The sequence below is a fragment of the Bacillus sp. NEAU-242-2 genome, assembly GCF_027853835.1.
Taxonomy (GTDB): domain Bacteria; phylum Bacillota; class Bacilli; order Bacillales; family Bacillaceae; genus Bacillus; species Bacillus velezensis.
The window spans coordinates 299,860-322,766 of the sequence record NZ_JAPNNY010000004.1 but is presented as its reverse complement, the minus strand read 5'-3'; the positions used below and the strand labels follow the sequence as shown (position 1 = coordinate 322,766).

General features: G+C 49.6%; 12 protein-coding genes and 1 pseudogene. 10 read left to right on the top strand and 3 right to left on the bottom strand.

Annotated elements, in window-relative coordinates; genetic code table 11:
* The first annotated feature begins 2 nt into the window (after positions 1-2).
* The 5 genes from OWN49_RS14985 (at position 3) to OWN49_RS14965 (ending at position 15,706) form a co-directional block, all read left to right on the top strand.
* On the top strand, positions 3-6,158 hold the full coding sequence (locus OWN49_RS14985) for a type I polyketide synthase (RefSeq protein ID WP_077722561.1): 6,156 nt from the start codon (positions 3-5) through the stop codon (positions 6,156-6,158).
* Entirely contained in the window at positions 6,155-12,370 is a 6,216-nt protein-coding gene (locus OWN49_RS14980; protein ID WP_077722560.1) for a beta-ketoacyl synthase N-terminal-like domain-containing protein, read from the top strand. The genes OWN49_RS14985 and OWN49_RS14980 overlap by 4 nt, the downstream gene beginning before the upstream one ends.
* Positions 12,371-12,451: 81 nt before the next feature.
* Positions 12,452-13,606: a cytochrome P450 gene (locus tag OWN49_RS14975; protein WP_077722559.1), complete on the top strand. Its 1,155-nt coding sequence runs from the start codon at positions 12,452-12,454 to the stop codon at positions 13,604-13,606.
* Between the two features lie 56 nt (positions 13,607-13,662).
* Positions 13,663-14,910: a hydroxymethylglutaryl-CoA synthase family protein gene (locus OWN49_RS14970; RefSeq protein ID WP_077722558.1), complete on the top strand. Its 1,248-nt coding sequence runs from the start codon at positions 13,663-13,665 to the stop codon at positions 14,908-14,910.
* 49 nt (positions 14,911-14,959) lie between these two features.
* Entirely contained in the window at positions 14,960-15,706 is a 747-nt protein-coding gene (locus OWN49_RS14965; protein WP_077722557.1) for a polyketide synthase, read from the top strand.
* A gap of 33 nt (positions 15,707-15,739) precedes the next feature.
* Here the strand turns inward: OWN49_RS14965 and proC are convergent, their stop codons facing one another.
* Complete coding sequence (proC, locus tag OWN49_RS14960; protein ID WP_003153282.1) at positions 15,740-16,582, bottom strand: pyrroline-5-carboxylate reductase; 843 nt, start codon at positions 16,580-16,582, stop codon at positions 15,740-15,742.
* A 395-nt stretch (positions 16,583-16,977) separates the two neighbouring features.
* On the opposite strand from proC, the gene OWN49_RS14955 reads away from it, so the two are divergent.
* From OWN49_RS14955 to OWN49_RS14935, 5 genes are all read left to right on the top strand, one after another.
* Entirely contained in the window at positions 16,978-17,937 is a 960-nt protein-coding gene (locus OWN49_RS14955; protein ID WP_077722556.1) for an MBL fold metallo-hydrolase, read from the top strand.
* A 5-nt stretch (positions 17,938-17,942) separates the two neighbouring features.
* Positions 17,943-18,719 (top strand): SDR family NAD(P)-dependent oxidoreductase, encoded by a 777-nt coding sequence (locus tag OWN49_RS14950; RefSeq protein ID WP_017418085.1) that lies wholly within the window; start codon positions 17,943-17,945, stop codon positions 18,717-18,719.
* A 16-nt stretch (positions 18,720-18,735) separates the two neighbouring features.
* Positions 18,736-20,085, top strand: coding sequence for a D-serine ammonia-lyase (gene dsdA, locus OWN49_RS14945; RefSeq protein WP_176283409.1), 1,350 nt, complete (start codon positions 18,736-18,738; stop codon positions 20,083-20,085).
* Positions 20,086-20,160: 75 nt separating this feature from the next.
* On the top strand, positions 20,161-21,120 hold the full coding sequence (coaA, locus tag OWN49_RS14940) for a type I pantothenate kinase (protein WP_003153290.1): 960 nt from the start codon (positions 20,161-20,163) through the stop codon (positions 21,118-21,120).
* A 24-nt stretch (positions 21,121-21,144) separates the two neighbouring features.
* Positions 21,145-21,534 carry a VOC family protein gene (locus tag OWN49_RS14935; RefSeq protein WP_025852786.1) on the top strand — a complete coding sequence of 130 codons (390 nt, stop codon included), beginning with the start codon at positions 21,145-21,147 and terminating at the stop codon, positions 21,532-21,534.
* A gap of 1 nt (position 21,535) precedes the next feature.
* Here the strand turns inward: OWN49_RS14935 and OWN49_RS14930 are convergent, their stop codons facing one another.
* Complete coding sequence (locus OWN49_RS14930; protein WP_024085556.1) at positions 21,536-21,703, bottom strand: DUF4083 family protein; 168 nt, start codon at positions 21,701-21,703, stop codon at positions 21,536-21,538.
* A 91-nt stretch (positions 21,704-21,794) separates the two neighbouring features.
* Positions 21,795-22,864 (bottom strand): annotated as a pseudogene (locus OWN49_RS14925) (AI-2E family transporter).
* Between the last annotated feature and the right edge of the window lie 43 nt (positions 22,865-22,907).

Here is a 22,907-nt window from a genome sequence, read left to right as displayed (position 1 = left end):
CCATGAAAAAAACAGTGAATCTGCGCCTGACGGCAGAACATCCCATTATGAAAAACCATCTTGTTCACGGAGAATCTGTCATGCCCGGTCTGGCCTATATTGATATGCTGTATCAGCTGGCAAAGCAAAGCCTTGATCTTTCATTCCGTTCCATCTGTCTGAAACGGGTGACCATTTATCATCCTTTATCAGTGAAGCGGTCAGAGCGGCTTGATGTGAGTGTCATATTCAGTAAAGAAAAGGAGTTCTGGACTGCCTCGATTTGCGGGGCGGATTCCGGGACGGTTTTCTTATCCGCGGAGATGCATGAAGGAGTCTTCTCATCAGACAGGCGTCTTGACGCAGGGGAGAAAAAACAACAAGCCGCACTTCCATCAGTCTCCTTGCATGCGGTTTACGAAGACGCGAGAAGCCGCGGACTGTCGCATGACGGGCTGATGAAGCCGGAGGGAGAGATCTATGCTTATGAAGAGGAATGTTTCCTTGATATTCGGCAGTCTGATTCATGCCGGGAAAATCTCCCCGGCGCGCTCTTTCATCCCGCGCTGATGGACGGTGCCGCCATGGCCTCCGGCGTATTGCAGACAGCTGCAGGCGCCGAGTTATTTTTACCGATTTATTATGAGTCGTTTATTGCCGCTGAGACTGTTACGGAGCGCTGTTACACGGTGATTTCGAAAAAGTCCGGCACGCCTTCTGAAATGGTGAAAATGGATATTGACTTTTACAACCTCAGCGGTGCGCATATTGCTTCACTGCTCGGCCTGACAGCCAAAAAGGTGCGGACAGATCAGCAGCTGATACCAGGCGTTCAGCAGATGGAGGAAACCTTATACCGCATTTTCTCGACATACGTAGGCCGTCCTGTCACAAGAAATGATGCGCACACCGTGTTTTTTGAATTAGGTCTTGAATCGTCACAGCTTCTGGCCATTATTAAAGACATCGAAGGGGCGTTTGATCTGCGTCTGAATCCGACTCTTTTATTTGAGTGCAGCAGCATATCCGAACTGCTTGAAGACATAAAAACAAAAGGAACAGATGAATCTTCCGGCCTTGTCGCGGATGCAGCACCGGTCTCTGAAACGCAATCAGGCAGTCAGACATTTACTTTCTATGAACATGAAGCATTCCTTCAGGATCATCTGGTTTTCGGCAAACCGGCACTGATGGGTGTAGTGTATCCGTGTCTGGTGCTTGAAGCATCCGGAGCATCTCGTTCCGGCACGTATCCCGCCGAGCTGAAAGATATCCGCTTTACGGGCGGGCCCGTCACGCTGGAGCCGGGAGAGGCCGCACAGATTGACATTTCATTTGCGGCAGAAAAGAGTGCCGAACGCTTTACCGCAAGCTGGACTGTCTCCGGTAAAGAAAGCCGAAAGACATGTGCCGAAGGAGAAATAAGCAGATATACAGAGGCACCCATAAAAAAATCATATGACGTTGAACAAATAAAGTCGCATGCACAAAAGGTGGGGCCGGATGTCATTTCCCGTCTGTACGATTCGGTTGCCGACTTCACGATAGGCCCGATGCTGAAAACGGTAACGGCGGGATACAAAATGAGTGAGAGTTCCTTTTTATTGCAGCTGGACTTATCAGGAAAAAAAGAAAAAGGCGATCTGCATCACTTTGCATTTGACCCGCTTATATTGAATTCATGTTATATGTCGCTCGGTGAAGAAGAATTGCAGCTGAAAAAGCGGATTCACGTCCCGCTCATGATTGAGAGGCTGACGCTTTACGGACCTGTCATGTCTGATACCGTCTATGTGGTGAATACAATCAAACATAAAAAAGACGGGTTTCTCTCATTTGATGCCGCAGTCCTCAGTCATACCGGGGAACAGCTGGCGGAATTGAAAAATGCGTCTGTGAAAGAAGTCTTTCAGCCAAATCGGCTTGAAAATGCGTCTTTTGCCCCGTCCGGGAATCAAAGCCGTCAGAAAACGAAAGGAAAACCGCTGGATATTGCCGTTGTCGGGATTTCCGGCAAGTATCCGCAGGCCGATGATATCGATGCGTTTTGGGATAATCTCAAACAAGGAAAGGATTGTATTACCGAAATTCCGAAAGACCGCTGGAAATGGGAACATTACTTTTCCGAGGACCGTACGGCGCCGGGAGCGATCTACAGCAAATGGGGCGGATTCATTGACGGGATCGCCGATTTTGATCCTGAGTTTTTTAAGATTTCCCCCCGGGAAGCGGAACACCTTGATCCCCAGGAGCGGCTGTTTTTAATGCATGCTTGGATGGCCATGGAGGATGCGGGATATACGAGGACATCACCTGAACTGGGCCGTCAGGTAGGCGTGTATGCCGGTGTCATGTATCAGGAATACCCGCTATTCGCGGCTGAAGCGGGAGTGAAAGGACGGCATATCGGGCTCCCCGGCGGGATTTCATCCATTGCTAACCGTGTCTCCTATTTTTGTGACTTTCAAGGGCCGAGCATTTCGGTCGATACGATGTGTTCGGGTTCGCTGACTTCATTGTACATGGCGTGCCGGGATCTGCGGGATCATCGGATTCGCGCGGCGCTTGCCGGCGGAGTGAATCTCACCGTTCATCCTAACAAGTACTTCATGCTGAGCCAGGGGCAGTTCATCTCATCTAAAGGACACTGCGGGAGTTTCGGCGCCGGGGGTGACGGCTATATTCCGGCAGAAGGGGTCGGGGTGCTGCTTCTTAAACGTTTAGAAGACGCCGTACAAGACGGAGATCGGATTTACGGCGTCATTAAAGGAGCTGCCATTAATCACGGCGGGAGAGCGAGCGGTTACACCGTACCGAACCCCAAGGCGCAAAGCGAAGTCATTTCTCAAGCTTTACAGGAAGCGGGGGTATCTCCGGGCCAGATCAGCTATGTGGAAGCGCACGGGACGGGGACGAAATTAGGCGATCCGATTGAAATCCGGGCTTTAACCGAGGCATTCGGTGATGTTTCTGAAACATGTCTTGTCGGGTCTGTCAAATCAAATATCGGACATGGGGAATCGGCAGCAGGCATCGCCGCTGTCACAAAAGTGCTGCTGCAGATGAAGCACAGACAAATCGCCCCATCCTTGCATGCAGATGTTTTAAATCCGAATATCCAATTTGATGAAGGGCCGTTTTCCGTCTGCCGTGAATTAACAGATTGGAAACGGATTTCAGCAGACGGAGAAGAACAGCCGCTCAGGGCGGGGATCAGCAGCTTTGGTGCGGGCGGTTCTAACGCGCATATCATTATTGAAGAATATGAGGCTCCTGTCAAACAAGCAATCAGCAGCCAAGAGCCGGCGGTCATTCTGCTGTCTGCAAAAAATGGGGAGCGTCTGACAGAATATGCGGAGCGCCTTCTTGCTTTTCTTCAAAAGAAGCATATTGATAAGCCGGACTTATTTGATGTCGCGTACACTTTACAAGCGGGGCGGGAAGCGATGGATGAGCGGCTGGCTCTTATTGCGGGCTCCCTTAAGGAGCTGGAGGACAAGCTCAGATCGTACTTGGAAAATGAAAACGCACCGCATCTTTACAGGGGACGGGCGAAGCGAAATCATGAGACAGTGGCTGTGTTTGAATCTGATGAAGATCTGCAGGAAGCCATGGTTAAATGGCTGAAAAAGAGAAAGTACGGTCATTTGCTGAAAATGTGGGTGCAGGGAGTCGATGTGGACTGGAACTTGTTATATTCGGGACAAAAACCCCGGAGAATCAGTCTTCCCGCCTATCCGTTTGCAAAAGTCAGATGCTGGATTCAAGATGAAGCCGAGGCGGTTTCAAAAAGGGATGACGGCAAAACGGTGATCCATCCGCTGCTCCATGAAAACACATCCGATCTTTGGGAGCTGAAATTCACCTCTGTTTTTACCGGACGGGAATTCTTTTTCACTGATCACTCAGTCAATGGACAGAAGGTGCTCCCGGGAGCCGCCGTGATCGAAATGGCCAGAGCGGCCGTTGAGCGTGCCGCATACGCTGTGCCGGACGGACGTAAAGGAATGTATTTGAAAGATATCATATGGATGAGGCCTGTCATTCATAAAGGGACGGATGTAGAAGTCCATATCAGCCTTATTCTTAAGGAAAATGAAGACATTGAATTTACGATTTACAGTCTATCGGAAGAACCTGGGGGAGAACGGATTTTATACAGTAAAGGCACCGCGGTATCGGGAGAGATAGCAGCGGCTCCGTCTGTTCATTTAGAGGGCTGGCTGTCCGGCTGCAGCCAATCGGTTATGACGTCTGATGAGGTTTATCAGGTTTTCCGGCATGCGGGTATGATCTACGGGCCGAGCCATCAAGGCATTGATCAGCTGATGACCGGAGAGAGGGGGGCTGCAGCCCGGCTGTCGCTGCCGGAAACGGCAGACAGTACCGCCGATCAGTTTGTCATCCATCCGAGCCTTCTGGATGCCGCGTTTCAGGCGTCACTGGGGGCCGGTTCAGATACTGCCGGAGACACTCCGATGCTGCCGTTTTCCCTGCGGCAGGCAGAAATATTTCAGCCGACTCAGAAAACGATGTGGGCGCTTGTCCGCAAACAGAGCGATCGGTCAGATAACGGAGCGCTGACGCTGGATATTGATTTATGTGATGAAAACGGCGCTGTTTGTATGAGATTGACAGGGTTCTCCTGCCGGGCTGTCCGGCAGACAAACCAAACCGAAAGCAAACGGCAGGAAGTTCAGACGGCGATGCTAGCCCCTGTTTGGGACAAAACTTTCTTTTCCCTGGAAGAAAATCGAGCGGTTGATCAGGAACAATTGCTGATCATCGGAAAGCCGGGAAATACCATAAAGGCCGCGGCAAAAATGTGGCCCCGCGCCCATCTGGCGGAGACGCCGGATCATTCAAGCGAGCAAACATTACGTGAATTGACAGCCGGGTATCAAGATATCCGCCATTTCTTATGGATTGCGCCGGATCGTTTCGCACCCGCATCCGTCAGTCAGGAAATGCTTGATGAGCAGGAGAATGGGGTGATTCAATGTTTCCGTTTCATCAAAGCGCTGCTGTCACTCGGGTATGGAAACCGAAACATCAGCTTTACAGCGGTCACCCGGCAGACACAGTCCGTGTATCCGGGTGATCTGCCGCAGCCTGAGCATGCAGGCGTACACGGTTTGATCGGCTCATTGGCAAAAGAATATCCGAACTGGGACATCAGGCTGATTGATGCAGAAGAAGGCAGTGATTCGTCTGAGATGAAAAACATCTGGCGCCTTCCTCCAGATCCGGACGGAAATGCTGCCGCGTACCGTAACGGAGCTTGGCATAAGCAAAAAACAGTCCGGGTGCTGACAAGTTCCGCTCCGCGTATGTCGTACAGAGAAGGCGGCGTTTATGCTGTCATCGGCGGAGCGGGCGGCATCGGAGAAGCATGGAGCAAATACATGATCACCCGTTACAAGGCACGGATGATATGGATCGGCAGGCGGCCGAAGGATCAGGAGATTCAGAGCAAAATAGACAGGCTGGCGCTATCAGGCCCCGCGCCGCATTATATACAGGCTGATGCTCAAGATGCCGCAGCGCTTAAAGCGGCCGTCCGTTCCGTAAAAGAGCAATACGGCAATATAACGGGAGTCATCCATTCCGCGATAACGCTTGCCGACAAAAGTATGGCGAATATGGATGAAGCTTCTTTCAGAAACGCTTTTTCAGCTAAGGTGAATACGAGCGTCCGAATGATCGAAGCTTTTAAGGGAGAGCCGCTTGATTTTGTGCTGTTTTTCTCATCCGTTAATTCTTTCACAAAAAATGCCGGGCAAAGCAACTATGCGGCAGGGTGTACATTTCAAGACGCCTTTGCCCGCCATATCGCTTCCTTGCTTGATTGTGAAGTGAAAGTCATGAATTGGGGATATTGGGGCAGTCTGGGCGTTGTATCAGACCCGTCTTACAGAAAACGGATGGAGGCGTCAGGGATCGGTTCTATTGAACCCGATGAAGCAATGGAGGCGCTGGAAGTCTTACTATCAGAACCGTTCAGCCAAGCGGCATTCATCAAAGCTGCTCCGCACGGCTTAGCCGCACTGACGGATCAAGATGCAATATCGGTTGTATCCGGCCCGGAGCCTTCATTTATGGAAAGCGTCAAGCGGCAAAATCCGGATCGGAATGAACGGCTTGAGACTTTAAAACGAGAAATGGAGTTGCGCATATGAACAGCCTTCTTTGCAAACTGCTCTTTTACCAATTACAGTCAATCGGGTTTTTCAGCGAGCCTGTCACCACACCTGCAGCATCCATGGGGAGCGCCGGCGTGATCGGCACATACGGCAGATGGCTGGAAGAAAGCCTGAATCTATTAAAAGAAAACGGATATATCGCGTATGACGGATACACGATCACTCTTCTCGCGGATCAGCGCCCGGACGGCCGCACAGTCTGGAATGAGTGGAATGCCCATAAACGCCTGCTTCCCAAGGGGGAGCTTGCGCAAGCTGAATTGGCCGAGGCGACGATAAAAGCGATGCCTTCAATTTTAAAAGGAGAACGTCCGGCTACGGATATCGTATTTCCCGATTCATCAATGCGGCTCGTTGAAGGTGTTTATAAGCATAATCCCGTTGCGGATTATTTTAATGAAGTGTTAGCAGATTCCGCGGCCGCTTACCTGAAAGCCTATCTTACAGAACATCCCGATGCCCGTATCAGGCTGATAGAAGTAGGGGCCGGGACGGGCGGAACGAGCGCCATGCTGTTTACAAAACTGAAACCATTCGCAAAACAGATTGCGGAATATTGTTATACGGATGTTTCTAAAGCTTTTTTAATGCATGCCGAACAGGAATACGGACCTGATGTGCCGTATTTGACAACAGCCTTGTTTAATGCGGAGGAGCCTTGCGAATCACAAAATATCAAAACGGGTGTTTACGATATTGTCATCGCCGCCAATGTGCTTCACGCCACAAAAAATATCGGTTTGACACTGCGCCGTCTGAAAGCGCTCCTGAAATACAACGGAATGATTCTGATAAATGAAATCAGCGATCGTTCTGTTTTTACCCATTTAACCTTCGGGCTGCTTGACGGCTGGTGGTCCTATGAGGATGCTGAGCTTCGGATTCCGGGAAGTCCCGGCTTATATCCAAAATCGTGGGAGCGTGTGCTGCATTCGGAAGGATACAGATCGGTTTGTTTCCCTGCTGAAACGGCTCATGATTTAGGTCAGCAGATTATCGCAGCTGAGAGTGACGGACTCGTCCGGATCCAAGGAATCAGAGACGGCAGAAAGCCATACGCCGCGCCGGCCGAAGTTTTCCGAAAGCCCGCACAGCCTGTTTCCCGCAGCCGCGCGCCAGAGGAGCATCAAGCTGTTAAGGCTGATGGGGAATCGGTCGCTTCCCATGTCCGCTCTGTCATCAAAACAAGTATTGCCGATGTATTAAAAATGAAAGAAGAGGATATTCAGGAAGAACTGAATTTCTCTGAATACGGCATTGATTCCATTTTGGCCGTCAATGTGATTAACGAGATTAATAAGCGATTGAATCTTACACTGCAGACAACGATTTTATTTGATTACTATCATGTGAAACTGCTGACCGGTTATATCTCGGAAGAATACGAAACCATCATAGCCTCATCTCTGGAGACCGAAAGAGCGAAAATCCGCCCGGCGCTTCAGGAAGAACGGCCTGCTGAAAAACCTTTGCAGACGGAAAGAAAGGAAAACGGTTATCAGAAACCGAAACAAGAACGTATGCCGTCTTCTTTCGCAAAGTCCGATGACTCGGGAATATTCCGGGTTGTGATTGACCGTCCGGGCGGCATTGAAGATCTGACGATTGCCCGCAGTGAAGTGCCCGAGACAAAAGATGACGAAGTTCAAATAGCCGTCCGCGCCTTTTCTTTAAACTTCGGAGACTTGCTTTGTGTCAGAGGGCTGTATCCGACAATGCCGCCTTATCCGTTCACTCCGGGATTCGAAGCAAGCGGCGTCGTGATCAAGACGGGGAGGCATGTAACATCCGTCATTCCGGGTGATGAAGTGATTGTCGGCATGGGAGAGGATTTTGGCTCTCAGGCGAATCTCATCACATGTAAAGAACATCAAGTCTATCATAAACCGGCCCGGCTGACCTTTGAAGAAGCATGCGCTCTTCCTACCGTGGCGGTGACAATGATAGACGCCTTCCGGAAAGCCGGACTTAAAAAAGGCGAAAAAATATTAATTCAGACCGCGACGGGAGGAACGGGGCTGATCGCGGTGCAAATGGCCCGGCATATCGGCGCGGAAATATATGCAACGGCCGGATCACAGAAAAAAATTGAGTATCTGCATTCGCTCGGGATCCACAATACCATTTGCTATTTGGAAGAAGATTTTGAAACGGAAATCATGCGAATGACCGGCGGCCGTGGGGTGGATGTTGTCATTAATACCCTGGCCGGTGATGCCATGCAAAAAGGAATGAATTGCCTGGCGCCGGGCGGAAGATATATCGAAATTGCCATGACTGCGCTGAAATCCGCTAAATCAGTCGACTTGTCCGTCCTTCATAACAATCAATCGTTTCACAGCGTGGATTTGCGGAAGCTGTCTCTTCAAAATCCGGATCAGGTCAAGGACTATCAATTGGAACTGCAGCGGCTGGCGGAAGAGGGAGTCATTCAGCCTGTCATCTCAAAAATCTTTTCCTTTGAAGACATAAAAGAAGCGTATCACTGTCTGGATGACCGCGGAAATATCGGGAAAATCGTCATCAGCGTTTCTGAGCCGTATCAAATGACGTACCGCCCCGAACAAAAGGATCCGGCCGAAACGGTAAAATCAGCAGCTGTGTTACCTGAAAAAGAACCGATCGCGATTATCGGGATGAGCGGGCGGTTTGCTGAATCGGAGAATGTCCATGAGTTTTGGGAAAACTTAGCCGCCGGACGGGATCTGATTAAAAAAGCAGACAGATGGGATGTCTCTGACAGCCAATGCCAGTATGGCAGTTTTATAGAGGGCATTGAATGTTTTGACCCCGTTTTCTTTCATATATCAGGACGTGAAGCGACCTATATGGACCCGCAGCAGAGGCTGTTTTTGGAAGAATCATGGAAAGCGCTTGAAGATGCGGGATATGCGGGAGACTCGGTAAGAGGCCGGGAATGCGGCGTGTATGCCGGCTCCTGCGGCGGAGATTACCAGGCTATTTTTAAACAGCAGGGGCCCGCGCAGGCTTTTTGGGGCAATCATAATTCCGTCACTCCGGCAAGGATCGCCTATCACCTTAATTTACAAGGTCCGGCGATCACTGTTGATACAGCATGTTCCAGTTCGCTGACAGCCATTCATTTGGCATGTCAGGGGCTCTGGACGAAAGAAACGGAAATGGCGGTGGCGGGCGGGGTTTTCATTCAATCCACTCCCGCTTTTTATCAGTCGTCAAATAAGGCGAATATGCTGTCGCCGACCGGGCGCTGCCATACGTTTGATCAAAGCGCGGACGGCTTCGTGCCGGGTGAAGGCGTGGGAGCCGTGGTGCTGAAACGTCTTAGCGACGCCGTCAGTGACGGAGATCATGTGTACGGCGTCATAAAAGGCTCTGCAATGAATCAGGACGGCGCTACAAACGGAATAACCGCTCCAAGCGCGCTTTCTCAAGAACGATTGGAACGGCATGTCTATGATACTTTTCACATTAATCCGGAAACCATTCAAATGGTGGAAGCTCACGGAACGGGCACTGCACTGGGCGACCCGATCGAATTCAGCGCCTTAACGCGCGCTTTCCGCCGTTATACGGATAAAAAAGGATATTGCGCCATCGGCTCTGTGAAAACCAATCTCGGACATGCCGCTGCGGCCGCGGGGATGGCCGGACTGTTTAAAATCCTGCTGTCGCTGAAGCATCGGCAGATTCCGGCTTCCCTGCATTTTCATCAAGCCAATCAGCATATTCAATTTGCGGACAGCCCGTTTTTTGTGAATGAAAAGCTGATACCGTGGGAACGGAATTCGGATGCACCGCGCAGAGCCGCCATCAGTTCATTCGGATTCAGCGGAACAAATGCCCATCTTGTGATTGAAGAGGCGCCGCAAACCGTGCGCCGGTCACCGGCAAAACCGGCCTGCCTCATTCCTTTATCTGCGCGGACGGAGCGTCAGCTGGAAATTCAGGCAGAACGCCTGCTGGATTCACTCAGCAAGAACAAAGACAGCGATCTGGGAAATATAAGTTATACGCTCCTGCTCGGCAGAAAGCATCTGCATCACCGGTTTGCCTGTATCGTAAGCAGTGCGGACGAACTGAAGCGGGTATTATCGGAGTGGCTTGTAAAAAGAGAGCTTCCGGGTGTGTTTGTGTCCAATTTGAAGGATCAGAAGCCGGCAGACGAAGCCGGAATGAAAACATTCGGAATGGAATGCATTGAACAGTGCCGCTCGGCGGCTTCGCCCGCGCAGTACAGAGAAAGCCTGGCACATATCGCTGACCTTTTTTGCAGAGGATATGATCTTCCTTTCACACGGCTTTTTGACGCAGGGCAATATTATAAAACGCCGCTGCCTGCCTACCCGTTTTTAAAAGAAAGGTATTGGGCGGCTGATGTAAACAGTTCTTTACCAGGCCAAGCCATGAAAAAGTCTGAAACGCAAACCGTTCCCCCGTCTTCGCCGCAGCCTGAACATGAAGGTCTGATTTCTCTGAGTCCTTTAACTGAGATCGAAATGACAGCGTTTGAATCGGAGACATTGCAAAAACCGATCGTGTTACAGCCTTTGGATTGTACTGTTTCTGTCCATCAGCCGGAAAACGCAGTTTCCGAAGACAATAGAACATTGCTTGAAGAATTGAGGATAAGCCTGGCAGATATTTTATTTTTGTCACCGGAAGATATTGATGCTGATGAGCCTTTCATCGACATGGGGCTTGACTCCATTATCGGGGTTGAATGGATACAAACAGTAAATAAAACGTACCACACTGAGATTACTGCCAATAAGGTGTATGAACACCCGACGCTTGAGGAGCTTGCGGAATATATAGCGGGGCAAATAACGAAACCCGAGTATGCTGAAGCGGAGGAAACAGCGGTACGTCCGCAAATCCCGGAAGCAGAAACTCCCCTTGCCGGCATCTCTGACGGCACTTTGCGCAAAGAGCTCAAAGAAAGCCTTGCGGACATCCTGTTTCTGAAGCCGGAAGATATTGATGAGCATGAGGCATTCATTGACATGGGGCTGGATTCTATTATCGGTGTGGAATGGGTTCAGTCCATTAATAAAACGTATCAAGCGTCTATTACGGCAAATCTGGTCTATGAATATCCGACAATCGCAAAATTAGCCGGGTATCTGACCGGTTCTGTCCAAAAAGACACTGAGGAAGTACATGAGGAACATACGAAACAAAACGATATATCAGAAGAGACAGATGATCAAGAACCGCCCGAACTGATCTGTCTTAACCCGGGGGGAAAGGGAAGACCGATTTTCTGGTTTCATTCCGCGCTGGGGGCAGTGGAGCTGTACCAGCCTGTTGCCGAACGGACTGGGCGTCCTTTTTACGGAATTCAGGCAAGAGGATGGATGACAGACCGGGAACCGATCCGCGGCATTAAAAACATGGCGGAATATTACGTTAAGCTCATACGTACCGTGCAGCCCCGGGGTCCTTACGATGTAGGCGGCTATTCATTAGGGGGCATGCTCGCTTATGAAGTCACCCGGCAATTGCAGCTGGCTGGAGAAACCGTTGAGTCAATCGTCATGCTCGACTCCTTTGACTCGGCGGGTGCGCGGGAAATAAACATTCCTGATGAATTATTTGATAAAAATATGATGCTGCAGACGGTGAACATGGCTTTATTTGCACCAATCTATCAACATCCGGAACGCATTTCTGAAACCTTGATTCACCGTGATGAACTAGATGCCGATCTTCATGAAGACATATTTTTAGAGCAATTAATAGCAAAAGCCAAACAGCGGGGGTTAACGAAGACGGACGCGTTGGTGAAAAATCTGATCAGGCAGAATATAAACGTTCAGGACGCTTACGAAATCACTGATTACGAACTCCTGCCGCTTCCGGATCCGAACGGGGTGACATGCTATTATTTCCGAAATAAAAACGGTATTTTCTTGGGTGAGCTTGATCCGTATTTTACGATCAGGGCCGATATTTTATCCGCTGATTTCGTCAACTACTGGAGCCAGTGGCAAGAGCATATGACAAACATCGCCATCATGGATGTGGCGGTATCCAACCATATGACGTTATTGGCTGAAGACAGCGCAGCCGAAACGATTTCTGAATTTTGCGGCGTTTTATATTCGGCAGACGGAATGACAGAACACAGCTTTCTGCAGCTGCAGGAAAAGATACTGAATGTGCATGGTGAGATGCTGAAGCAGCCCGCCAAAACAAGACCGTAAATTCACATATCCGCCCGCCGGGTTTACTCGTAAGCTTTGGCGGGTCATTTCAAATCTTGAACACATCTTGGAGGAATGAAAATGACCAGTTTAACAAAAATCAGACAGCAGCAGCCGTACAAATGGTACCAAACGATGAGAGAAACCTCTCCCGTTCATTACAATGAAAAGGAAGATTGCTGGGAAATCTTCACCTATGATGAAGTGAAGCGGGTGATTTCTGACTACAGTCATTTTTCTTCCGATCATAAATACTTAAGTGCGGACAAGCAGGAAAAAATGATCCGGCATATTAACAAAGACAGCCTTTTGAAAATGGACCCGCCTGAACACACCGTCTTCAGAAAATTGGTCAATCAGCCTTTCATGCCGAAATCGGTTGAGTCTCTTGCACCGCGTATAGCCGCTATCGCTGATGACCTGCTTCAGGCCGTCCGTTCAAAAGGCAGGATGGACATTATCGAAGATTACGCATTTCCGCTTCCGATTATCGTGATCGCAGAGCTTTTAGGATTTCCTCCGAAAGACAGGGATATCTTTAAAAGCTGGGTCGACCAAAGCCAGAATGTAAAAGATGAAAAGAAAATGAATGAAGTGCAAAAGCAGATGATCGGATACTTCATGCAGTTTATTTTACAGCGGAGAAAACAGCCGCAAAATGATTTAATCAGCCATTTAATTGCAGCTGATTTAGACGGAGAGCCGCTGTCAGACAAGCAATTAATCGGTTTTTGCGGCTTGTTGATCGTCGCGGGGCACGTAACGACGGAAAATGTGATCGGAAATTCATTTCTCAGTCTCAAGGAGTTTCCGCATATTCTGCCCCGGCTGCTTGAAAATAAGGCGCTCCTTCCTGACTTTATTGAGGAAGTCATCCGCCTCAGACCTTCCATTCAGCGGGTAACCCGCTACACCGCGGTTGAGAGCGAGATTGGCGGAAAAACGATTCCGGCCGGAGAAAAAGTATATGCGTGGATTGGATCGGCGAACAGAGATGAAAAGAAGTTTGAAAATGCCGATCAGATTGACTTGGGACGAAAGCCGAATCAGCATCTGTCATTCGGTCAGGGCAGCCATTATTGCTTAGGAGCGCCGCTGGCCCGGCTTGAAGCGAAAATCGCGCTTTCCCACTTTTTTGAACAGATGCCCGCATGGCGTTTTACTGAGGATCAAGAGCCGAATCTGGTTCCGAGCCCTGTATTTCACGGCGTTGACCGGCTGCTTGTTGAGTTTTGAACGAAAAAATAAAAGAGGCTTCACGGGAAGCCTCTTTACTCTGGGGGCTTGGAGAAATGAATGTAGGAATCGAAGCAATGAACGTGTTTGGCGGAACCGCGTATGTAGACGTCATGGAGCTTGCGGAACATCGGAACCTGGATAAAAAAAGGTTTGAGAACCTGCTGATGAAAGAAAAAGTGGTGGCGCTTCCGTTTGAAGATCCGATTACGTTCGCCGTAAATGCCGCAAAACCGATTATCGATTCTCTGTCAGAAGAAGAACGGAATCAGATTGAAATGGTGATCACCTGTACGGAATCCGGGATTGATTTTGGCAAATCCATCAGTACATATGTCCATGATTATTTGCAGCTGAAGCGGAATTGCCGGTTATTTGAAGTGAAACAGGCTTGCTATTCCTTAACGGCCGGGTTCCAAATGGGCGTGAATTTCATCTTGTCGCAAACATCGCCGGGAGCGAAAGCGCTCATCATCGGAACGGATATTTCCCGCTTTTTAGTGGCTGAAGGCGGTGATGCGTTGACGGAGGAATGGTCCTATGCCGAACCGAGTGCGGGGGCGGGAGCTGTCGCGCTTTTAGTCAGCAGCACCCCTCATGTCTTTTTGCTTGATCAAGGCGCAAGCGGGTATTACGGGTATGAAGTCATGGATACCTGCCGCCCGATTCCGGATAGTGAAGCGGGGGATGCTGATCTGTCGCTCATGTCTTATTTGGATTGCTGTGAACATTCATTTCAGGAATACCGAAAGCGTGTGAGCGGGGCGGATTATAAGAATACATTTCAATACCTTTCTTTTCATACTCCGTTTGGCGGAATGGTAAAAGGAGCGCATCGGACGATGATGAGAAAATTGGCAAAGGCTAAGCCGCAGGACATTGAAGCGGATTTTCAGCAACGCGTGCTGCCTGGGATTCAATACTGTCAGCGCGTCGGCAACATCATGGGGGCCACCGTATTTTTATCTCTTGCCAGCACGATTGATAACGGCTCTTTTGAAACGCCGAAACGCGTCGGCTGTTTTTCATACGGTTCGGGCTGCTGCTCTGAATTTTACAGCGGTGTCGTTATGCCGCAAAGCCGTGCCCGGCAGAATCAATTTCAGATCAGCCGGCATTTGGATGAACGCGTCCGTTTATCGATGGCTGATTATGACCGGCTGCTCCAAGACAGCGGCATCGTAAAATTCGGCACAAGAAATGCCGCGCCCGCAGCAGACATCCCGAATGCGCATCAAGGAAAAACGCGATTAGTGCTGACTGAAATAAAAGAGTTTCACAGAAAGTATGAATGGACGACCTAGTATAAGAGCCGGAAAGACTTGAGTATTTTTAAAGAAACGGAGAATAAACATGAATCCAATGATTGATGTACAGGAAACAGAACCGGGCATTGTGCAGGTCACAATGCAGGATACGGCCGGGAAAAACGGGCTGTCAGAAGAGTTTGTAAGAGAGCTGCACCGGGTATTCCAAGACATCAATGCCCATCCGTCCTATAAAACCGTTCTTCTGACGGGTTACGGAAATTATTTCTGCACGGGAGGAACGCAGGAGGGGCTTTTGACCATTCAGAGCGGAAAGCTTCAATTTACAGATTTAAAGCTTCACAGTCTTTTATTGGATTGCAGGATCCCTGTGATTTCCGTCATGCAGGGGCATGCGATCGGAGCCGGCTTTACGATCGGTCTGAGCTCGGATTTCGTGATTTTAAGCAGAGAGAGTTTTTATTCTTGTAATTATATGAAGTACGGATTTACACCGGGAATGGGCGCGACGTATATTGTGCCTGAAAAACTGGGAATTGTCCTCGGGGAAGAAATGCTGTTTACGGCCGCGAACTTCAGCGGCGCCGCTCTGGAAAAACGGGGTGTTCCGTTTGAAGTGCTGCCGAAAAAAGACGTCCTTCAAAGAGGCCGCGAATTGGCCCGGCTGCTGGCGGATAAACCGAGAGCCTCACTGGTTGCGCTGAAAACCAATGTGACCGCACGGATCAAAAGAGAGCTGGCAAAAGCGGTTGAGGAAGAGGTAAACATGCACGAAGCCACATTCCATCTTCCTGAAGTAAAAGAGAGAATCAGCCGTTTATACGGCAGTTAAACAGAATGAAAAAAGCATGGGATGCCCCATGCTTTATGACTGGTCTGTCTTTTGCAGAACGGAGCCTGCGAATTGTTCTTTAATTTCGGCGCTCCGGGCTGCGGTTTCTGCGATGCAGTGCATGATGGCTTCTTCAAAGCGGCGCTCGTCTAATGCGCGAAGGCCTGCTTCAGTCGTGCCGCCGGGGCTTGTGATTTCCTTGCGCAGGCGTTCAGGCCGTTTGCTGCTTGTTCTGAGCATTTCCGTCGCCCCGGCCATGGTTTGTAAAATCAGCTCTTTTGCCGTTTCTTCCGGCAGGCCGGCTTGAAGGGCGGCCTTTTCCATCGCTTCGACATACCGGTACACATAGGCGGGACCGCTTCCGGCAATGGCTGTGACGGCATCAAGGTGTTTTTCTTCAAAGAGCGTCGCTTCTCCGATTGTTTCCAGAAGCTCTTTTGCCGTCCGGATTTCAGCTTCACTCGCCTCGGAGCTTGCGGAAAAACCGGTCGCCGATTGCTGAATGGCCGCGGATGTATTCGGCATCGCCCGGATGATGGTGAGCTTTCTGCCGAAATATTGCTGAATCGTGTGAATCGTCAGCCCCGCGATGACAGAAATCACAAGCTGATCTTTCACGTATTCGCGAATGTTCTCAATGCTTTCTGCCGCATCTTTCGGTTTAAAGGCGAGAACAATAATGTCGGTATTGCTGAAAAACTCTTCTTTATCCCGGCACGGTTTCACTCCGTACGTTTTTTGGAGCTCTTCAAGCCGGCTGTCATTTGACCGGTTTGTCATATATATATGTCCGGGGGCTGTCATTCCGCTTTGCAGCAGTCCGTTCACCATTGCTTCCGCCATTGATCCGGCCCCGATAAAACCGATTTTCTTCATATAAATCCTCCTTCTTCTAAAACACAAAAAAACCTTCCCGTCAAAAAGGACGAAAAGGTTTCGCGGTACCACCTTACATTAGCACGAATCAGCCGTGCTCAGCTCAAATCCCGTAACGAGGGGATACGTTTAGGTTTTCCTAACCGCTCTGAGGGCAGGTTCTGTAAACAAGAGGGCCGCAATGTCTTTCAGCCGGGGACATTGCTCTCTGCTGCCGTTGTTTATATACTAGTTCCTCGTCATCGCGTTCCGTGTTTTCTAGTTTGTTGTTCATTATGCTATGCGAAAGAGCGGGATGTCAATCTTTTTTTCCGATATGCGGCAATAATGACACAGTGAAAAGAAAACGCTAAAATATGATTATTCAGGAATGAAAAGAACGAAGGAGCGTAAACATGGCAGCGAGAAAGATCATTCCGATACGTGTGCCGACTCCGTTTGCAGTCGGCGACGTTATCGTTTATTTAATAAAAGATGAAGCCTTAACCCTTATTGATTGCGGACCGAATACAAAGGAAGCGGCTGAATCGCTCTCATTTCAGCTTAAGGAACACGGCGTTTCTGCGGCGGATATAGAACAGGTGGTGCTCACTCATCATCACGCAGATCATTCAGGTCTGCTGCACCTTTTTTCCGAGGATACGGAAGTGATCGGGCATCCGCTGAATGACAGGTACATTACTCAGGATCAGTCGTATATCGCCCGGCAGGAGGACTTTTTTCTGTCGCTTATGACTGAAATGGGCGTTCCCCTGACGCCTGAAGACATACATAAAACAGTTAAGCTGTCATACTTATTTTCAGCAAACCGTCCGTTAACGAAAACAGTGGAAGAAGGCGGGAAAATCGACGGGCTTAACGGCTGGACGGTGCTCGAAATCCCGGGTCATGCCGCTTCTCACATTGCGCTCTACCATGAAAAAAGCGGTGAAATGTTCAGCGGCGATCTGCTTTTGTCCAACAGCTCCACCAATCCGATTCTGGAAGCTCCGGAAAAGGGGGGCGTGCGCGCGGCCCCGATGCTCGACTACTTGAACTCAATGAAGCGGCTGTATGACGTAAACCCGTCCTTTTTATATCCGGGACACGGCGATCTGCTGACAGACGTAAAGCCTGCTTTTGACAGGCGGCTTGAAAAACAGAGAAATCGGTCGGAATATGTGCTGCGCCTGTTGTCAGAGGAAACGCTGACGGCTTTCCAGGTATGCCGGCGGCTGTTTCCGGCTGTGTACGAAAATGAATTATTTTTAACGATGTCAGAAACGATCGGCCATCTTGACGTACTGGCTGCAAAAGGGAAGGCCGAATCCTTTCAGTCGGGAAGCACTCTGATGTTTAAAGCTGTGAAGGGGTGAAGGAAATGGGCAGATTAACGGATAAGCGGATTTGGATCACCGGAGCATCCGGCGGACTCGGAGAACGGCTTGCATATTCCTGCGCGGCAGAAGGGGCTCATGTTTTTTTATCCGCCAGGCGGGAGGACCGCTTGCAGGAAGTGAAAAAAACGATTACCGCGCGCGGCGGACAGTGTGATGTCATTCCGTTTGACGTCCGGCATGCAGAAGAGGCTGAAAACGTAAGGCGTTTGATCGGTCATGTTGACGTATTAATCAACAACGCCGGCTTCGGCATTTTTGAAACGGCCGCTGATTCATCTTTGGATGATATGAAGGCAATGTTTGAAGTCAACGTCTTCGGATTAATCGCCTGTACGAAGGCCTGTCTTCCGGTGATGCTTCATGCGAAAAGCGGCCATATTATCAATATCGCCTCACAGGCCGGCAAATTGGCGACGCCGAAATCAAGCCTTTATTCCGCAACGAAACACGCCGTTTTAGGGTATTCCAATGCGCTGCGGCTTGAACTGGCCGGTACGGGTGTAGCTGTGACAACGGTTAATCCCGGTCCGATCAAAACAGACTTCTTTACAATTGCAGATAAAGAGGGCGGTTATGTGAAAAGCGTCGGCAGATGGATGCTTGATGCCGACCATGTGGCAGAGCGTATTACATCCGTAATTCTGACGGATAAACGGGAAATGAATCTTCCGCGATGGATGAGCCTCGGGACGAAGCTGTATCAGCTTTTCCCTTCGTTTACAGAAAAACTGGCCGGCCGCGCATTAAAGAAAAAGTAACAAGGGGGAGAAAGGAATGTCCGACCGGGATATACACAAGGCATTGATGGCAGAGCCTTTAGTCAGGCAAATGGCGGAGGCGCGTGAAGTATTTTGGATCAACCCGCATAAAACCGATGATCCAGTAAAGAATGGCGCTGAATGGAAAAAGGAGATTGCCGAAGCGGAAGAAAGGCTGCGCCGGTTTGCGCCTTATATCGCGTCGGCTTTTCCGGAGACGGAAGCGGCGGGAGGCCTCATTGAGTCTCCGCTTGTCTTCATCAATGAAATGAAAAAGCGTCTGGAACAAAGCGCTGCTCAGGCTTTCCCCGGGCGTCTGCTTTTGAAATGCGACGACGAACTTCCGATTTCCGGTTCCATTAAAGCGCGCGGCGGGATTTACGAAGTGCTGAAGCATGCCGAAGACCTCGCGGTAAAAGCGGGAATGCTCTCAACAGACGATGATTACAGCATATTGACTGAGGAACGGTTTACCGCTTTTTTCTCAAAATACTCTATAGCCGTCGGTTCTACGGGCAATTTAGGTCTGAGTATCGGCATAATCGGCGCGAAGCTCGGCTTTTGTGTGACCGTTCATATGTCCAGTGACGCAAAGCAGTGGAAAAAGGAGCTGCTCCGGGAAAAGGGGGTTCGCGTCATCGAATATGAAGCAGACTACAGTCTGGCTGTCAAAGAGGGGCGCATGCAGGCGAAGCAGGACCCTTATTGTTATTTTATTGATGATGAGCATTCCCGGGATCTGTTTTTGGGGTATGCCGTTGCGGGAAGCCGTGTGAAAAAGCAGCTCGATCAAATGAACATAAAGCCTGGTGCAGATGAACCGCTTTTCGTTTATTTGCCGTGCGGGGTCGGAGGAGGCCCGGGCGGCGTCGCGCTTGCGCTAAAGCTGATCTATGGCGGGCATGTCCATATTTTTTTCGGTGAGCCGACGCATTCACCGTGTATGCTGTTAGGACTGTTTTCCGGCTTGCATGACGGAATCAGCGTGCAGGATATCGGCCTTGATAATCAAACAGCCGCCGACGGACTTGCGGTAGGAAGGCCGTCCGGACTGGCCGGCCCTCTGATGGAGCCTATACTCAGCGGCTGTTATACCGCTGATGACGGCACGCTTTTTTCGCTGCTTTATCAATTAAGAGCGGCCGAGAATAAGAGCCTTGAACCCTCTGCACTCGCCGGTATGGCCGGAGCCGTCAAGTTCGTTCAGACCGAAGCCGGTAACCGTTATATAAAAGAGCGGGGGCTTGAGATGAAAAATGCCGTGCACCTTGTGTGGAGCACCGGCGGAAGCATGGTTCCCAAGGAGGAAATGGAAGAGTACAGCCGGATCGGTTCCTCATTTGTGAAAAAAATGGGCAGACAGTGAGGCGGTTTTCCGTTACAATCTTTGTAAGCGTTTGTTTTTTAATCGGAAAGCCATACAGAGAGATTGGTGTGAATTGTGAAAAGTAAAGAATTGAACTTACATACATTGTATACGCAGCACAGCCGCGAGTCGTGGGCCGGATTCGGCGGCCATCTTTCCATTGCCGTTTCAGAGGAAGAAGCCAAGGCCGTAGAGGGGCTGAATGACTACCTATCGGTGGAAGAAGTAGAAACGATTTACATTCCGCTTGTGCGCCTGCTCCATCTTCATGTCACGTCTGCCGCAAGACGGAATCAGCATGTCAACGTGTTTCTGAAACATCCGCATTCAGCGAAAATCCCGTTTATCATCGGAATCGCGGGCAGCGTCGCCGTCGGCAAAAGCACGACGGCGAGAATTTTGCAAAAGCTTCTTTCCCGTCTGCCGGACAGGCCGAAGGTGAGCCTGGTGACAACCGACGGTTTCTTGTATCCGACGGCGGAATTAAAAAGGAAAAACCTTCTGTCCAGAAAGGGATTCCCGGAAAGTTACGACGTGAAAGCGCTGCTTGAGTTTCTGAACGATATAAAGTCAGGGAAAGAGAGAGTGGAGGCGCCGGTATACTCCCATCTTACCTATGACAGGGAAGAGGGCGCCGTCGAGGTTGTCGAAGGTGCGGATATCGTTATTATCGAAGGAATCAATGTCCTGCAGTCGCCGACCTTAGAGGACGACAGGGAAGATCCGCGGATTTTTGTATCGGATTTCTTTGATTTTTCGATCTATGTGGATGCCGAAGAAAGCCGGATTTTCACGTGGTATTTGGAGCGTTTCCGCCTCTTAAGAGAAACCGCTTTTCAGGATCCGGCTTCTTATTTTCATAAATTTAAGGATTTGTCTGATGCAGAAGCGGATACCATGGCCGCCTCCATTTGGGAGAGCGTCAACCGTCCGAATCTGTATGAAAATATCCTGCCGACAAAATTCAGATCGGATTTGATTTTGAGAAAAGGTGACGGCCATAAAGTTGAAGAGGTGCTGGTAAGGCGGGTGTGATATGAGGAGGAAGCGAATATTATGATGCATCATATTGAATTGTATGTATCTGACTTGAAAGCCTCCGCCCGGTTTTGGGGATGGTTTTTAGGTGAGCTCGGTTATAGGGAGTTTCAAAATTGGGACTCCGGCATCAGCTGGAAAAACGCAGGATTTTATGTTGTGCTTGTACAGACAGAGGAGCGTTTTTTAACACCGGAGTACCACAGATGCCGGGTCGGGCTGAACCATCTGGCTTTTCATGCTGCATCAAGAGAGCAGGTTGACGAGATGACGGAAAAGCTGCTTGCCAGAGGATGCCCCGTGCTTTACAGGGACCGCCATCCATATGCAGGCGGAAGCACGCATTACGCCGTATACACGGAGGACCCGGATCGGATAAAGGTGGAGCTGGCTGCGCCTGCCTCTGAATGAACTATAACTTCTCGTTTTTTTCTTCGCGCAGCGCGTCGAGTTTCTTTTCGATTCTGTCCAATTGTATGCGGCGCTGCTTCAAGCTTCTGAATACGTATATCACGGCAAACAGGAAAAATGCGGCTGCAATAAATGAGATCAATTGAAAAATGACATCACCGATGTTCATCTTTTTTACCTCCGTGTGCGGCGGGCTTCTTCAGCCCGCCGTTTTTTCATTTTAACCGATGTGAAGACATGGGGGATGAATCATTTCTCTCCTAGCTTTGTTTTTTTCTGAGAATGAATAGTTTCTGCATATGGCTTATGACCACTTTTGCGGCCGCATATCCCGGAATGGCCAGCAGCATCCCGGCAATTCCTGAGAATTTGCCGGCGGCAAGCAGAAGAAAAATAATGGTCAGCGGGTGAATGTCCAGCTTCCGTCCCATAATTTGCGGGGAAATCAGCTGGCTTTCAAGCTGCTGGACAATGACGACGACCGTAATCACCAGCACCGCCTCGGTCGGTGAATCGAACAATCCGACAATGACTCCGGGAAATGTGCCGATCCAAGGCCCGATAAACGGAATCAGATTTGTCACCATGGCGAACGCGCCCAGAACGAGCGGATAATCGAGCCCGATGATAAAATAGCCGATTGTGACGAGAACGCCGACACAGAAACTGACGAGCAGCTGTCCTTGTATGTATGAACTGAGAGCTTCATCCATGTCCCGAAGGATTTGTTTTCCTTCTTTTTGATGTTTTTCCGGAAGAAGCCGCAGCAGTCGCCGGGGGCTTTATTTCCTTCTTTTAACATGTAATACAGCGCAAACGGAATAATGGCTGCGGTGATGGCGGCATTGGCAGCCGTACCGGCCAGGCTGCTGAGAGAATCAGTGATTGAACCGGAATAATTTGCGGCTTTGTCCGCTAATTTTTTAAAGGAATCCCCATGCTGAAGCCGGGAAAACCATTTGCTGTCCTGAAGATGCCCGATCCAATTTTCAGCTTTTGCGGAAAGCTCCGGAATATGTTCTGTGAAGGCTGTAAACTGTTTTTGAACGGCAGGGCCCGCCGTATAAAGGAAGAGGACAAGAAGGCCGGCTGTTCCCGCATAAATCGCTAAAATCGCGATTCCTTCGGGCAGCTTTAATTTCGCATGCAGCACTCTGACGAGCGGGCGGCACAAATAGTAAAGGACGCCCGATAATACAATGGGCGGAAACAAGGTTTTAACCGTAATCACAACAGGCTGGAACAAAAAGTCTATTAATGTTCCGAGATAAATGATGAGAAATAACAGAAGAACGGCATAACCGATCTTGAAATAAGGCCCGACAGGCATATCCTGCACCACGCAATCTTTAAGGGTTTACTCTCGGACGTTT

What these genes read in the sequence shown, in the direction of transcription:
- OWN49_RS14985 (WP_077722561.1), top strand. Translation starts at nt 3, where the DNA reads ATGAAAAAAACAGTGAATCTGCGCCTGACGGCAGAACATCCCATTATG.
- OWN49_RS14980 (WP_077722560.1), top strand. Translation starts at nt 6,155, where the DNA reads ATGAACAGCCTTCTTTGCAAACTGCTCTTTTACCAATTACAGTCAATC.
- OWN49_RS14975 (WP_077722559.1), top strand. Translation starts at nt 12,452, where the DNA reads ATGACCAGTTTAACAAAAATCAGACAGCAGCAGCCGTACAAATGGTAC.
- OWN49_RS14970 (WP_077722558.1), top strand. Translation starts at nt 13,663, where the DNA reads ATGAATGTAGGAATCGAAGCAATGAACGTGTTTGGCGGAACCGCGTAT.
- OWN49_RS14965 (WP_077722557.1), top strand. Translation starts at nt 14,960, where the DNA reads ATGAATCCAATGATTGATGTACAGGAAACAGAACCGGGCATTGTGCAG.
- proC (WP_003153282.1), bottom strand. Translation starts at nt 16,582, where the DNA reads ATGAAGAAAATCGGTTTTATCGGGGCCGGATCAATGGCGGAAGCAATG.
- OWN49_RS14955 (WP_077722556.1), top strand. Translation starts at nt 16,978, where the DNA reads ATGGCAGCGAGAAAGATCATTCCGATACGTGTGCCGACTCCGTTTGCA.
- OWN49_RS14950 (WP_017418085.1), top strand. Translation starts at nt 17,943, where the DNA reads ATGGGCAGATTAACGGATAAGCGGATTTGGATCACCGGAGCATCCGGC.
- dsdA (WP_176283409.1), top strand. Translation starts at nt 18,736, where the DNA reads ATGTCCGACCGGGATATACACAAGGCATTGATGGCAGAGCCTTTAGTC.
- OWN49_RS14935 (WP_025852786.1), top strand. Translation starts at nt 21,145, where the DNA reads ATGCATCATATTGAATTGTATGTATCTGACTTGAAAGCCTCCGCCCGG.
- OWN49_RS14930 (WP_024085556.1), bottom strand. Translation starts at nt 21,703, where the DNA reads ATGAACATCGGTGATGTCATTTTTCAATTGATCTCATTTATTGCAGCC.